A 12,700-nucleotide genomic window follows, 5' to 3' on the forward strand; every position below is an offset into this window, starting at 1 on the left:
CTGCGAAAGCCAAACGCCATGACCGCGCCAGACCCCGTCCACGCCTTCATCCCAGGCGAGCCCGCCACGGCCGCCCCCACCGGGTCAGGCGTCCTGGATGGGCTGAGCTTCGCCATCAAGGACCTCTTCGACCTGAAGGGGCACCCCACCACCTATGGCAACCCGGACTGGGCGCGCACCCAGCCCGTCGCCGCCGCGACCGCCCCCGTGGTGCTGGCCCTGCTGGAAGCCGGGGCCGCGCTGCTGGGCAAGACCAAGACCGTCGAACTCGCCTATGGGCTGACGGGCGAGAATGTCTGGCACGGCACCCCCCTCAACCCCAACGCGCCGGACCGTTTCCCGGGCGGTTCCTCCTGCGGCTCGGCGGCCGCGGTGGCGGCGGGGCTGGTGGATTTCGCGCTGGGCACCGACACGGGCGGCAGCGTGCGCATCCCGGCCAGCTATTGCGGCGTCTTCGGCCTGCGCCCCTCCTGGGGGGCGGTGGCGCTGACGGGGGCGGCGGGGCTTGGCCCCTCCTTCGACACCTGCGGCTGGTTCGCGCGCGACGCCGCCATCATGGAGAAGGTGGGCGATGTGCTGCTGCCGGCCGACAGCGCGGGCGGCGCGCTCGGCCCCGTGCTGAAGGTGGAGGAGGCCTGGATCAACGCCGACCCCGCCACCGCCGCCGCCATGGCCCCCGCCATGTCCGCGCTGGAGCGCGTGGCCGGAACCGCCCTGAACATCCGCCTTGCCCCCGAAGGGCTGCCGGTGGTGGCCGAGCATTTCCGCTGCATGCAGGCGCAGGAGGCCTGGGCGACGCTCGGCGCCTGGATCGCCGCCAACAGCCCGAAATTCGGCCCCGGCGTGGGCGAGCGCTTCGCCGCCGCCCGCGACATGGACCCGGCCAAGGCGGCCGCCGCCCGCGCCTTCCGCCGCGGCTTCAAGCGCCGCATGGGCGCCCTGCTGGGGGGCGGCGCCGTGCTGGCCTACCCCACCAGCCCCCTGCCCGCGCCAAAGCTGACCGCCGGCCAGCCCGAGCAGAACATGGTGCGCGAAATCACGATGCGCGTCACCGCGATCGCCGGCCTCGCCTCGCTGTGCGAGGTGTCGCTGCCCGCGGGCCAGGTGGAGGGAGCGCCGGTCGGCCTCTCGCTCGTCGCGGCTCCCGGGCGGGACCGTGCGCTGCTGGCGCTGGCCGCCCGCGTTTCCGCCATGATGGGAGAGGCCGCATGAACCTGCGCGACGCAACACCGGCCGACCTGCCCGGCATCACCGCCATCTACGCCCACCATGTCCGCACCGGCACCGGCACCTTCGAGGAGACCCCCCCCAGCGAGGCCGAGATGGCCCAGCGCCTGGAGAAGGTGCAGAAGGGCGGCTGCGCTTGGCTGGTGGCCGAGCAGGATGGCAGCGTGGTGGGCTATGGCTATTTCGCCCCTTTCCGCGACCGCAGCGCCTATCGCTTCACCGCCGAGGACAGCATCTATGTCCGCGACGACCAGCGCGGCATGGGCGTGGGCAAGGCGCTGGTCCAGGCCCTGCTGGCCCGCGCCGAGGCGCTGGGCTTCCGCCAGATGATCGCGGTCATCGGCGACAGCGAGAATGTGGGCTCCATCGGCCTGCACGCGGCCCTGGGCTTCCGCCAGGTGGGGCTGATGCGCGCGGTGGGGCTGAAGTTCGGCCAATGGGTGGACGTGGTCACCATGCAGCGCGCCCTGGGCGAGGGCGACCGCAGCCTTCCCGACTGACCGCGCCGGTTCCGCGTGGAGGCGGGGCGGCCCCGCGCCATTCAGGGTTCCGCCCCCCGCGCCGGAAAGGCTAGACCTTCCCCGCCCGCCAATGTGAGGAAGAGCTTGCAACGCGCCGAGACCCTGGCCGCCACCAGCGTGGCCGTCGCCATCACCGTGCTCGGCCTCAAGACCGTGGCCTGGTGGATGACGGACAGCGTCGCCCTCTTCGCCGATGCGCTGGAGAGCGTGGTGAACGTGGCCGCCGCCTGCGCGGCGCTGGTCGCCATCCGCTACGCGTCCATGCCGGCCGATGCCAACCACCCCTATGGCCACCACAAGGCCGAGTATTTCTCGGCGGTGCTGGAGGGGGCGCTGATCCTGGTCGCGGCCTTCATCATCCTGAACGAGGCGTGGTTGAGCTGGAACAACCCCCGCACACCCGAACTTCCGCTGGCCGCGGTGGCGGTGGCGGTGCTGGCCACCGCCCTCAACGCGGGCTGGAGCTGGGTGCTGTTCCGCCGCGGCCGCGCCCTGCAATCCCCGGCGCTGGTGGCCGATGCGCGGCACCTGCTGGCGGATGTGGTGACCTCGACCGGCGCCATTGCCGGGCTGACGCTGGCCATGGCGACGGGAATGCTCTGGCTCGACCCGCTGCTGGCCGCCGTGACGGCGGTGAACATCCTCTTCAGCGGCGTGCGGCTGATGCGCGAGAGCGTGGGCGGCCTGATGGACGAGGCCATGCCCCCCGAGACCATGACGCGCATCCGCGAGGTGCTGGCCCGCGCCGCCGAGGGCGCCATCGAGGCGCATGACATCCGCGCCCGCCGCGCCGGGCGCATCGCCTTCGTGGAATTCCACCTGGTCGTCCCCGGCGCCATGCCGGTGGAGGACGCGCATGTGATCTGCGACCGCATCGAGGCCGCGCTGCGCGCCGAGCTGGGCGAGGCCACCATCACCATCCATGTCGAGCCCGAGGGCAAGGCCAAGCATCGGGGCGTGGTGGTGCTGTGACCTGGCGGCGGCCCCCCGCCCCGGCGCCGACCGGCTGGGGCCTGCCCGCCAGCCTGGCCGCGCATGGGCTGGCGCTGGCGGTGCTGGGCTGGATGCTGGTGCCCACGCCCCGGCCCGAGCCTGCAGCGCCTTCGGGCATGGAGGTGGTCTGGGCCGAGGCCGCGCCGGGCGAGGCGGGGGATGGCGGGCCGGAGCCGCCCATGCCGGCGCCGCCGGCCATCGTGGCGCCGCCGCCGATGCCCGGCCCGCTGGCACAGCTGCCGCCTTTGCCCTCGGCCGTGCCGCCGCCACCTGCGCCCATGGCCATGGCGGCGCTGCCGGCCCCGCCGCCGCCTGTGGCCGAAACCCCGGTCACGGCCGCCCCGCCGCCGCCCGCCGATTCCCCGGCCGAGATCGCGGCGCCAGCCCCACCGCCTCCCCCGCCGGCCGCCCTGGCCGAGGCGCCGCCCCCCCAGACCGAGCCCGAGCCCGAACCCGCGCCAACCCCTGTCGCCCAGGCACCGGCCCCGCGCCCTGCCCCGCGGCCAGTGCCGCGCCGCGCCGCCGCGCCGAGTGCCGCGCCCCCCACGCCCACGCAGGTCAGCGGCCCCGCCACCGGCGCGCCCGCCGCCACCTCGCTGGGCGCGCCCGCCGGGCCCAGCGCCCCGCCCCGCCCCGATGCCGGCTTCCGCAATGCCGGCCCCGCCTATCCGGAGATGGCCCGCCAGCGCGGCCAGCAGGGCGCCGTGGTGCTGGACCTGCGGGTGGATGCCGAGGGCCGCGTGGTGGGGGCCGAGGTGGCGCAAAGCTCCGGCCATCCCATGTTGGACGCGGCGGCGCGGCGCGCGGTGCTGAACTGGCGCTTCCGCCCGGCCCTCGACGGCGGGCGGCCGGTGGAGGCCCATCTCCGCAGCACGGTGCGGTTCCGACTGGATTAGAGCGGGATGCGTTGAGGTGGCATCACCGAAAGCGTTGAATCCCGCTCTCAACGAAGGCTGGAGCATGCTGCGTGAACGCAGCATGCTCTAGGGGTGGTTCGAATGGTGCGGCTGGACGTGATCACGACCCGGGGCGGCGATGGGGGCGAGACCTCGCTCGGCGATGGCAGCCGGGTGCGGAAGGACGCGCTGCGCGTCGAGACCTATGGCACGGTGGATGAGGTGAACGCGGTGCTGGGCCTGCTGCGCCTGCATCTGGACCCCGAGGCCGATGCGATGGTGGCGCGCATCCAGAACGACCTGTTCGACCTGGGCGCCGATCTCTGCGTGCCGGGCGCCGCGGGTGGGCGGCTGCGCGTGACCGCCGCGCAATGCCTGCGCCTCGAACAGGAGGTGGCGGCAATGAACGCCCATATTCCGCCGCTGCGAAGCTTCGTGCTGCCCGGCGGCAGCGCGGCCGCCGCCCATGCCCACCTGGCCCGCACCGTGGCCCGCCGGGCGGAGCGGCTGGTGGTGGCGCTGGCCGCCGTGGAGGAAGTGAACGCCGAGGCGGTGCGCTACCTCAATCGCCTCTCGGACCACCTTTTCGTGCTGGCGCGGCGCTGCAACGACAATGGCGCGCGCGACGTGACCTGGGTGCCGGGGCGGGGATAACAGGTTTTACAGCAACCCCTCGCGGCGGAAGCTCAGCACCTCGCCATTGCCGATGATCAGGTGGTCATGCACCGCGATGGAGAGAATCTCGCCCGCGGCCTTCACCTCCCGCGTCATCTCGATGTCGGCGCGGGAGGGGGTGGGGTCGCCGCTCGGGTGGTTGTGGACCAGGATCAGGGCGGTGGCGTGCAGTTCCAGCGCACGCTTCACCACCTCGCGCGGATAGACGGGCGTGTGGTTCACCGTGCCGCGCGCCTGGGCCTCGTCCGCGATCAGGCGGTTCTTGCTGTCGAGGAACAGGATGCGGAACTGCTCCGTCTTCTCCCGCGCCATGACCAGCTTCAGGTAATCCATCAGCAGGTCCCATTTGTTCAGCACAGGCGCGTCCATCACCTCGGCCCGCGCCATCCGCAGGGCCGAGGCCTGCACCAGCTTCAGCGCCGCCACGCTGTGCGGGCCCAGGCCGCGCGCGTCCATCAGCGCCTGCTGCGGGGCGGCCAGCACCTGGGCGAAGCTGCCGAAACGGTTGATCAGCGCCTTGGCGAGCGGCTTGGTGTCGCCCTTGGGCATGGCGAGGAAGAGCAGCATCTCCAGCAACTCGTAATCGGCCAGGGCGTCGGGGCCGCGCGTCAGCAGCTTGTCCCGCATGCGGGCGCGGTGGCCGTGCGGGCCGGTGCTGGCGAAGGGGAGCACGGCCGCGTCGGACGGGGTGCCCTCGGGCTGGCGGGGCGCCTCGCGCGAGAGCGCGCCGCTCTCCCGCAGGGCCGGCCCATGGCGGCCGCCCGTGTCACGAAAGCCCCCCGCCTCGGCGCGGCCGCCGCGATAGACCGCATCCGGATAGCGCGGGCCGGCCGAGGCCCGTTCAGGTGCGCCGCGTGCCGCGGGCAGAACGCGCCGCACCAAGGCTTGCCACCACATCATCATCGCCCTTCTGGCCGCAGGGGGCGTGACATACCATCCCAGGTTTCCCTTGAAAGTAATTTTTCATTCACATTTTACTTATTGGTAAAATTTCGGCGGCGGGCAGATCCGCGCCCGCCGCCTCTCCGCCTCAGAAGCCGAAGCGCGTGCCCACCAACAGGCTGCGCCCGGGCGTCTGGAAGCCGTTCACCGGCTCCCATCGGGAATTGCCCAGGTTGCGGCCCTCCACGAAGGCGGTGATGCCCTCGCGCACCACATAGCTGGCGGTGATGTTGAACAGCGTGCCGGTCTTGTTCCGCCGCTCGGTGGTGAAGGAGGTGCCGTCGTCGCGGTAGCTCGCGAAAGGCCCCTCGGGCGAGCGGCCGGTGAATTGCAGCTGCGGCGCGATGACCAGCCCCGGCAGTGGCGTCAGGCGCGCGGTGGCGCTGATCACATGCTCCGGCCGGCGGGGCAGCGGGCGGCGGGTGCGGGCATCGGTGGCGTCCGTGATGGTCCAGCCCAGCTCGGCCGAGAGCCAGGGCGCGGGCCGCACCGCCAGCGTCAGCTCCACGCCCTGAAGGTTCGCCCGGTCCACATTGGCGACGCTCGTTCCCTGGAAGATGATGAGGTCCCGCACACGCGACTGGAACCAGGTGGCGCCCAGCGTGGCGAAATCGGGCCGGCCGAAGAGCGGCAGGTCCAGCTCGCCGCCCAGCTCATAGCCCAGGCTGCGCTCGGGCCGCAGGTTCGGGTTGCCGCGGAAGGCGGTGCCGATGGTGCCGAAGCGCTGGAACAGCGAGGGCGCGTTGAAGCCGCTGCCGCCCGAGGCGCGCAGCCGCGCCCCCAGCTCCGGCACGTGATAGACCACGCCGGCGCGCCAGGTGGTGGCGCCGGTGAAGCTGCCCACCGCGTCGTGGCGCAGCCCGGCCGTCACGTCCATCCGGTTCCACAGCCGGTATTGCAGGGCGATGTGGCCGGCCGTGCTGTCCTGCGCGGCGTTCACGCGCGTCTGGAAGGGGGTGTTGCCGGCCAGGCTGAACACCTCCTCGCGCGCATGGGTCACGCCGAAATTCAGCGCGCCATCGGTGGCGAAGCCCAGCCCCGGCAGGCGCAGCGTGTTGCCCCAGTCGAAGCCCAGCCGCTCGCCCCGGTAATGGTCGCGGGTGGAGGCGGTGCTGCGCGCGTCGGGCAGGTTCACATAGGCGCGGCGGTCCTGGGTGAAGGCCACGCGGAAGCCCGTGGTCCAGAGCCCGTCCAGCAGCCGCGTCTCGGCGCGGAGCTGGCCCATGAGGCGCCGGTCATCGCCCGTGGAGTTCGGGTCGTCGCGCGGCACGCTGTCCAGGTCGAAGCGGTTCTGGCGGTAGCGCAGCGTGCCCTCGACGCGGGTGCCCTCCATGGGCGTCCAGCCCAGGCGCAGCGCCAGCGCGCCCGCCTGCAGCCCGTCGCGCTCGTTCAGCGTGTTGCGGAAGCGGCGGGCGGTGGCGTTGAAGCCATCGGTGCGGAGGCCATTGGCGCTGGCCAGGTAGTCGAAGGCGCCGATCGTGCCGGTGGCGCCCAGCCCCCCGCGCACCGTGCCCTGGGTGCCGCCCGCCAGCTCGCCATAGGGCGCGAAGGGACGGCTGGCGGCGCGGCGGGTGACGAGGTTCACCACGCCGCCCACCGCCGCGCTGCCGTAGAGCGAGGAGGCCGGGCCGCGCAGCACCTCGATGCGCTCCACGTCGAAGAGCAGGTCATTGCCGAAGTTGAAGGCGCCATTGGCTTCGGAGGGGTCGTTCAGCGGCACCCCGTCCAGCAGCACCAGCACGGAGCGGCTGGAATTGCCGCGCAGGAAGACGCTGGCCTGCTGGCCCGGCCCGCCAGACGGCGCGAGGCGCAGCCCCGGCACGGCGGAGAGCGCCTCGGCGAGCGTGGCGTGGCCGCGCTCCTCGATCTGCTGGCGGGTGATGATGGTGATGGAGGCCGGCACGCGCTCCAGCGCCGTGGGCACGCGGGTGGCGGTGACGATGGTCTCGGGCAGGGCCGTGGCCGCCTCCTGGGCAAGCACGGGCAAGGCCGCGGCCAGCAAGGCGGCGGTGGACAGCAACAGATGGCGCATGGGGTTCCCCCGGGTTGCGCGTGACGACATGCCGCGCGGGGGCATCCCCGCACGACGGCTGACGTCGAGCCCGCATCCGGAACACGGTTCCGTGGCACCGGTGCACCCCGCCCGGCACGCGCGAGAACAACTCTGCGACGGCCGGTCTCCTGGCTCGCGGGTCACGGCCTGGGTCCGCCTTCTCACCCCGGGATGGGGGCAATGGCGATATGGACCCAGGCTCGCCGCCTACAGTTGCGGGGGCAGCCGCGGATTGGCGGGGGCTGGCCCCGCGTCGCGCGTTCCCGTTTCACCCCTCATCGGGGCACCGTCGCATGGGGCCATGTAATCCGGCCGGGATTGGGGTGCCAAGGCGGTTCCGCAAGCCATGAACCGGCCCCGCAAAAATTTTTTCTGAATCTATGGTAACCATCTTGAAAGGCTGATGGCCACTTGGCACATGGCTGCCCGGCCCAAGAGGCATGGCTCGCGGGCAAGCGAAGGGACATCACACCAATGAAGCTCACCGCGTTCGCCGCCGCCGCGGCGGCGTTCCTGATGTTCGGCCCGAGCCAGGCGATGGCCGGGCGCGACCTCGACCAGATCCGCGCCCGCGGGCAGCTGCTCTGCGGCGTGCAGGGCCCCTCCAACCCCGGGTTCGGTTTTCCCAATGCCCAGGGCCAGTGGCAGGGCTTCAACGTGGAGGTCTGCCGCTCCGTCGCCATCACCATCTTCGGCGACCCGAACCGCGTGCAGTTCGTGCCCGTGACGACGCAGAGCCGCTTCCCGGCCCTCTCCTCGGGTGAGGTGGACATCCTCTCCAACAACTCGACCTGGACGCTGACGCGCGACAGCAACGTCAACCGCTTCAACTTCCCGGCCATCGTCTTCTATGACGGCCAGTCGATGATGGTGCCCCGCCGCCTGAACGTGACCAGCGCGCGGCAGCTGGACGGCGCCACCGTCTGCGTGCAGCCCGGCACCACGACCGAGCTGAACCTCGCGGACTACTTCCGCCAGCACAACATGCGCTTCACCCCCGTGGTGGTGGCCGACCTGGACGAGCTGCGCCGCGCCTATGACAGCGGCCGCTGCGACGTGTTCACCAACGACTTCGCCGCGCTCGCCGCCCAGCGCACCCTGCTGAGCCGCCCGGCCGACCACGTGATCCTGCCCGAGCGCATCTCGAAGGAGCCTCTCGGCCCCGTGGTGCGCCAGGGTGACGAGGAGCTGACGAACATCGTCGCCTGGACCGTCTTCGCGCTGATCGAGGCCGAGGAACTCGGCATCACCGCCGCGAACGTGGAGCAGATCGCCGGCAGCAGCACCAACCCCATCGTGCGCCGCTTCCTGGGCGTCGAGGGCAACATGGGCGAAAGCATCAACGCCGCCCGCGCCGACTACGCGCGCCAGATGATCCGCACCTTCGGCAACTACGGCGAGATCTACGAGCGCTGGCTGGGCGAGCGCACGCCGCTCGGCCTCGAGCGCGGGCAGAACCGCACCTGGCTGAATGGCGGCCTGCTCTACGCGCCGCCGGCCCGCTGAGACTGAGCTGAACGCGGCCGCCCCGCCAGGCGTCTGATCGGCTTCGGTGGAACCACCGAAGCCGTGAATCAGCCGCCCGCCCCGCGTCTGATCGGCCTCGGTGAACCACCGAGGCCGTGAATCAGCCGCCCAAGCGTGGCGGCCGCATCTCTTTTTCCCCTGTTGGATTCCTCGCGCATGAGCAGCACGGCCCTGGCCCCGCCCAAGCCCCTGATCCCCCTGCCCGGCGGCACCACCATGCGCGGGGTGCTGTGGCAGGCGGGGCTGGCCATCGTGGTCGTGCTGGTGGGCTGGTCGCTCTACAACAACATGCTGGCCAACATGGCCGCGCGCGGCCTGCAATTCGGCTTCGGCTTCCTGAACCGCAGCGCCGGCATCCCCATCGGCGAACACCTGATCCCCTACACACCGGCCGACACCTATCAGCGCGCGCTGACGGTGGGCCTGCTGAACACGCTGCGCGTGGCGCTGCTGGGCGTGGTGCTGGCCACCATCCTGGGCATCCTGCTCGGCCTCGCGCGGCTCTCGGCCAACCCGCTGCTGCGCGGGCTGACGGGCGGCTACATCGAGGTGATCCGCAACACGCCGCTGGTGCTGCAGCTGGTGTTCTGGCACGCCATCGTGCTGCAACTGCCCTCGGTGCGGCAGGCGCTGAACCCGCTGCCGGGCCTCTACCTTTCGCAGCGCGGCCTCAAGACGCCGGCGCTGATGGCCGACACGGCGCTGTTCTGGGCCGCCGTCGCGGTGGTCGTCGCGCTGCTGGCCTGGTGGCTGCTGCTGCGGCGCGAACGCGCGCGGCAGGAAGCGACCGGCGACCGACGGCCCACCTGGGCGCCCGGCCTCGCGCTGCTCTTCGGCCTGCCCATCCTGGCGGGCTATGTCATCGGTGCGCCGACGGTGGAATGGCCGGTGCTGGCGGGCTTCAACTTCCGCGGCGGGCTGACCCTCTCGCCGGAGTTCTTCGCGCTGCTGCTGGGCCTCGTCATCTACACGTCGGCCTTCATCGCCGAGATCGTGCGCGCGGGCATCCAGTCCGTGCAGCGGGGGCAGTGGGAGGCGGCGCGCGCCCTGGGCCTCGCCCCCGGGCGCATCATGCGGCTGGTGATCCTGCCGCAGGCGCTGCGCGTCATCATCCCGCCGCTGACCAGCCAATACCTGAACCTGACGAAGAACTCCTCGCTCGCCGTCGTCATCGGCTATCCGGATCTGGTGTCGGTGGCCAACACCTCCATCAACCAGACGGGGCAGGCGGTGGAGGTGATCGCGATCTTCATGGCGGTCTACCTCATCATCTCGCTCGTCACCTCGCTGCTGATGAACACCTACAACCGCGCCGTCGCGCTGAAGGAGCGGTGAACCATGTCCGCCAGCACCGCCCCCGCCCTTCCCACCTTCACCGAGCGCGCGCGGGACTTCGCGAAGGCCTGCTTCACCGGGCCGCTGAACATCGCCATCAGCCTGGCCTGCATCGCCCTGCTGGCCTGGGTGGTGCCGCCCATGCTGCGCTGGGCGGTGCTGGACGCCACCTGGTCCGGCACGGCGGCGGAATGCCGCGCGGCGGGCGGCGCCTGCTGGGCCTTCGTGCGGGAGAAGTTCTGGTTCTCGATCTTCGGCCTGTATCCGTTCGAGGAGCGCTGGCGGCCGGCGACCATGATGGTGATCCTGGTCACGCTGGTCGTCGCCTCAACCCTCCGCATCTTCTGGACGCGCTGGCTGCTTCTGGCCTGGGCGGTGGCCGCGGTGGTGATGTGGGTGCTGATGCAGGGGGGCGTGCTGGGCCTCTCCTTCGTCGAGACGCGGCAATGGGGTGGGCTGGCCATCACGGGCATCATCGCGGTCTATGGGCTGGCGCTCGGCTATCCGCTGGCCATCGTGCTGGCACTCGGCCGGCGCAGCGAGTTGCCGCTGGTGCGCTGGTTCTGCACCGCCATCATCGAATGCGTGCGCGGCGTGCCGCTGATCTCGCTGCTGTTCATGGCGGCGATCATGCTGCCGCTGTTCATGCCGCAGGGCGTCACGCTGGACCGGCTGGTGCGCGTGCTCTTCGCCTACACCCTGTTCACCGCGGCCTACATGGCGGAGGTGGTGCGTGGCGGGCTGCAGGCCATGCCGCGCGGCCAGTATGAGGCGGCCGATGCGCTGGGCCTGTCCTATTGGAAGAAGATGCGCCTCATCATCCTGCCGCAGGCGCTGACCATCACCATCCCCGCGCAGGTGAACACCTTCATCGGCCTGTTCAAGGACACGACGCTGGTGGTGGTGATCGGCGTGTTCGACTTCTTCACGACGCTGCGCGCCTCGCTGGGCGACCCGAACTGGCTGGGCTTCCCGACCGAGGCCTATGTCTATGCGGCGGCCGTCTACTTCGTGCTGTGCTTCGCCATGTCGAAATACAGCCAGCGCCTGGAACGGGACTTCACGCCAGCCGGGCGCTGACGGGCGCGGTCAGAACACCCACCCCAGCGCCTGAATGCCCATCCAGACCAGCGCCAGCAGGATGATGGCGGCGAAGAGGTTGCCCAGCGTGGTCAGCACCACGCCGATGCCCACCACCCGGCTGTCCTGCTCGACCACGCCGAGCGACATGATGATGGTGCCGAAGGCGGGCGGGGCATTGGTGCCCGGCCCGGGCAGGATGAGCATGACGGCCGTGACGACCGTCAGCCAGCCCACCATCCGGTCACCCCAATTCGACAGGAAGACACCAGGCCGCGGCCGCACGAAGCGCTCCACCCGCTTCAGCGGGCCGGAGGTCACGTCGGCCAGGCGCAGCAGGTCCTCGCGCTTGATGGATTGCCGCGCGATGAAGCGCGGCAGCTTCGGCACCTTCAGCCCCAGCCCCATCTGCGCGCCCAGGATCAGCATGGGAATGCCGAAGACCGAGGCCATGCCCGGCAGCAGCGCGGGCAGGCACAGCAGCAGGATCAGCAGGCCGAAGGCGCGTTCGCCGAAGAACTCGGCCATTTCGCCGAGCGTGATGCGCGCGCCGGGGAATTGCGCCGCCACCTCGCGCACGATGCGCGAGATGGGAGCGGAGGGGTGGGCCTCCGGCAGCGGGTCCAGCGGGTGCCCCCCTTCGGTCATCAGGCGCCGGTGAAGACCGGCGTCCGCTTCTCCATGAAGGCGCGGCGGCCTTCGCGGTAGTCGGCGCTGTCGAAACACGCGTCCGCGGCTGCGGCGATGGCCGCCATGTCACGGTCGGCCGCATCGGCCAGCACGGCGCGCACCGTGCGCTTGTTGGCGCGCAGCGAGAGCGGCGCGTTGCGCGCGATCTGCGAGGTGATCTTCGCCACCTCGGCATCCAGGCTTTCCGCCGGGTGCAGCTTGTTGATGAGGCCCATGCGCTCGGCCTCCTCGGCCGGCAGCCGGCCACCCGTCATCAGGATGAAGTGCGCCTGGGCGGGCCCGACCAGCGACACCAGGTTCTTCACCATGTCGAAGCCATAGGCGATGCCGAGGCGGGCGGCCGGGATGCCGAACTCGCTGCCCACGCCCGCGATCCGCATGTCGCAGGACATGGCGATGCCAAGCCCGCCGCCCATGCAGAAGCCCTGGATCTTCGCGATCACGGGCTTGGAGAATTCCAGCAGCTTCCGCCGACCCAGGCTGGTCTTGGCGTTGTACTGCCGCTGCGCATCGGCGTCCGAGCGGTTCTGCTCGAACTGGCTGATGTCCGCGCCCGAGACGAAGGCCTTGCCGCCCGCGCCTTCCAGCACGACGCAGCGGACGGCGTCATCCGCCTCGAAGGCATCAAGTGCGGCCGCCATGCCGTCCCACATCGCGATGCTCATGGCATTGCGCTTCTCGGGCTGGTTGAAGACCACCGTGCCCACACCGTCCTGCGCGCGGGCGAGGATCTTGCCCTCCGCGAACACCATTTCCGACAT

12 protein-coding genes and 1 riboswitch are annotated in these 12,700 nt (G+C 71.4%); of the genes, 8 read left to right on the plus strand and 4 right to left on the minus strand.

The genetic code is table 11. The annotated features are described in order from the left end of the window. Positions 1-18: 18 nt before the first annotated feature. The 5 genes from GGQ83_RS01070 (at position 19) to GGQ83_RS01090 (ending at position 4,291) form a co-directional block, all read left to right on the plus strand. Positions 19-1,212 (plus strand): amidase, encoded by a 1,194-nt coding sequence (locus tag GGQ83_RS01070; protein ID WP_184381745.1) that lies wholly within the window; start codon positions 19-21, stop codon positions 1,210-1,212. Further along, on the plus strand, positions 1,209-1,727 hold the full coding sequence (locus GGQ83_RS01075; RefSeq protein ID WP_184381746.1) for a GNAT family N-acetyltransferase: 519 nt from the start codon (positions 1,209-1,211) through the stop codon (positions 1,725-1,727). Before GGQ83_RS01070 ends, GGQ83_RS01075 begins: the two co-directional genes overlap by 4 nt. A gap of 105 nt (positions 1,728-1,832) precedes the next feature. Next, the gene (locus GGQ83_RS01080; protein WP_184381747.1) at positions 1,833-2,720 is read left to right on the plus strand and encodes a cation diffusion facilitator family transporter; all 888 of its coding nucleotides are present in this window, start codon (positions 1,833-1,835) and stop codon (positions 2,718-2,720) included. After that, complete coding sequence (locus GGQ83_RS19985) at positions 2,717-3,637, plus strand: energy transducer TonB (RefSeq protein WP_184381748.1); 921 nt, start codon at positions 2,717-2,719, stop codon at positions 3,635-3,637. The genes GGQ83_RS01080 and GGQ83_RS19985 overlap by 4 nt, the downstream gene beginning before the upstream one ends. A gap of 102 nt (positions 3,638-3,739) precedes the next feature. Further along, on the plus strand, positions 3,740-4,291 hold the full coding sequence (locus tag GGQ83_RS01090; RefSeq protein ID WP_184381749.1) for a cob(I)yrinic acid a,c-diamide adenosyltransferase: 552 nt from the start codon (positions 3,740-3,742) through the stop codon (positions 4,289-4,291). Between the two features lie 6 nt (positions 4,292-4,297). On the opposite strand, the gene radC is transcribed toward GGQ83_RS01090, so the two are convergent. Then, a complete protein-coding gene (gene radC / locus GGQ83_RS01095) occupies positions 4,298-5,212 on the minus strand; it encodes a RadC family protein (protein WP_260170354.1) in 915 nt (304 codons plus the stop codon). 130 nt (positions 5,213-5,342) lie between these two features. Continuing rightward, positions 5,343-7,286 (minus strand): TonB-dependent receptor plug domain-containing protein, encoded by a 1,944-nt coding sequence (locus GGQ83_RS01100; RefSeq protein ID WP_184381750.1) that lies wholly within the window; start codon positions 7,284-7,286, stop codon positions 5,343-5,345. Between the two features lie 122 nt (positions 7,287-7,408). Further along, a riboswitch (cobalamin riboswitch) is annotated at positions 7,409-7,613 on the minus strand. Between the two features lie 168 nt (positions 7,614-7,781). Here GGQ83_RS01100 and GGQ83_RS01105 point away from each other — a divergent pair. The 3 genes from GGQ83_RS01105 to GGQ83_RS01115 all read left to right on the plus strand — a co-directional run bounded on the left by GGQ83_RS01105 (position 7,782) and on the right by GGQ83_RS01115 (position 11,249). Beyond that, positions 7,782-8,813: an amino acid ABC transporter substrate-binding protein gene (locus GGQ83_RS01105; RefSeq protein WP_184381751.1), complete on the plus strand. Its 1,032-nt coding sequence runs from the start codon at positions 7,782-7,784 to the stop codon at positions 8,811-8,813. A 177-nt stretch (positions 8,814-8,990) separates the two neighbouring features. Then, positions 8,991-10,169 (plus strand): amino acid ABC transporter permease, encoded by a 1,179-nt coding sequence (locus GGQ83_RS01110; RefSeq protein ID WP_207017856.1) that lies wholly within the window; start codon positions 8,991-8,993, stop codon positions 10,167-10,169. A gap of 3 nt (positions 10,170-10,172) precedes the next feature. Next, positions 10,173-11,249: an amino acid ABC transporter permease gene (locus tag GGQ83_RS01115; RefSeq protein WP_184381752.1), complete on the plus strand. Its 1,077-nt coding sequence runs from the start codon at positions 10,173-10,175 to the stop codon at positions 11,247-11,249. A 9-nt stretch (positions 11,250-11,258) separates the two neighbouring features. Here the strand turns inward: GGQ83_RS01115 and GGQ83_RS01120 are convergent, their stop codons facing one another. Both GGQ83_RS01120 and GGQ83_RS01125 read right to left on the minus strand, forming a co-directional pair. Continuing rightward, the gene (locus tag GGQ83_RS01120) at positions 11,259-11,897 is read right to left on the minus strand and encodes an exopolysaccharide biosynthesis protein (protein WP_184381753.1); all 639 of its coding nucleotides are present in this window, start codon (positions 11,895-11,897) and stop codon (positions 11,259-11,261) included. Further along, positions 11,897-12,700: an enoyl-CoA hydratase gene (locus GGQ83_RS01125; protein WP_184381754.1), complete on the minus strand. Its 804-nt coding sequence runs from the start codon at positions 12,698-12,700 to the stop codon at positions 11,897-11,899. Before GGQ83_RS01125 ends, GGQ83_RS01120 begins: the two co-directional genes overlap by 1 nt.

It is taken from the genome of Roseococcus suduntuyensis (assembly GCF_014196305.1).
Taxonomy (GTDB): domain Bacteria; phylum Pseudomonadota; class Alphaproteobacteria; order Acetobacterales; family Acetobacteraceae; genus Roseococcus; species Roseococcus suduntuyensis.

What these genes read in the sequence shown, in the direction of transcription:
- GGQ83_RS01070 (WP_184381745.1), top strand. Translation starts at nt 19, where the DNA reads ATGACCGCGCCAGACCCCGTCCACGCCTTCATCCCAGGCGAGCCCGCC.
- GGQ83_RS01075 (WP_184381746.1), top strand. Translation starts at nt 1,209, where the DNA reads ATGAACCTGCGCGACGCAACACCGGCCGACCTGCCCGGCATCACCGCC.
- GGQ83_RS01090 (WP_184381749.1), top strand. Translation starts at nt 3,740, where the DNA reads ATGGTGCGGCTGGACGTGATCACGACCCGGGGCGGCGATGGGGGCGAG.
- radC (WP_260170354.1), bottom strand. Translation starts at nt 5,212, where the DNA reads ATGATGTGGTGGCAAGCCTTGGTGCGGCGCGTTCTGCCCGCGGCACGC.
- GGQ83_RS01100 (WP_184381750.1), bottom strand. Translation starts at nt 7,286, where the DNA reads ATGCGCCATCTGTTGCTGTCCACCGCCGCCTTGCTGGCCGCGGCCTTG.
- GGQ83_RS01105 (WP_184381751.1), top strand. Translation starts at nt 7,782, where the DNA reads ATGAAGCTCACCGCGTTCGCCGCCGCCGCGGCGGCGTTCCTGATGTTC.
- GGQ83_RS01110 (WP_207017856.1), top strand. Translation starts at nt 8,991, where the DNA reads ATGAGCAGCACGGCCCTGGCCCCGCCCAAGCCCCTGATCCCCCTGCCC.
- GGQ83_RS01115 (WP_184381752.1), top strand. Translation starts at nt 10,173, where the DNA reads ATGTCCGCCAGCACCGCCCCCGCCCTTCCCACCTTCACCGAGCGCGCG.
- GGQ83_RS01120 (WP_184381753.1), bottom strand. Translation starts at nt 11,897, where the DNA reads ATGACCGAAGGGGGGCACCCGCTGGACCCGCTGCCGGAGGCCCACCCC.
- GGQ83_RS01125 (WP_184381754.1), bottom strand. Translation starts at nt 12,700, where the DNA reads ATGTCGGAAATGGTGTTCGCGGAGGGCAAGATCCTCGCCCGCGCGCAG.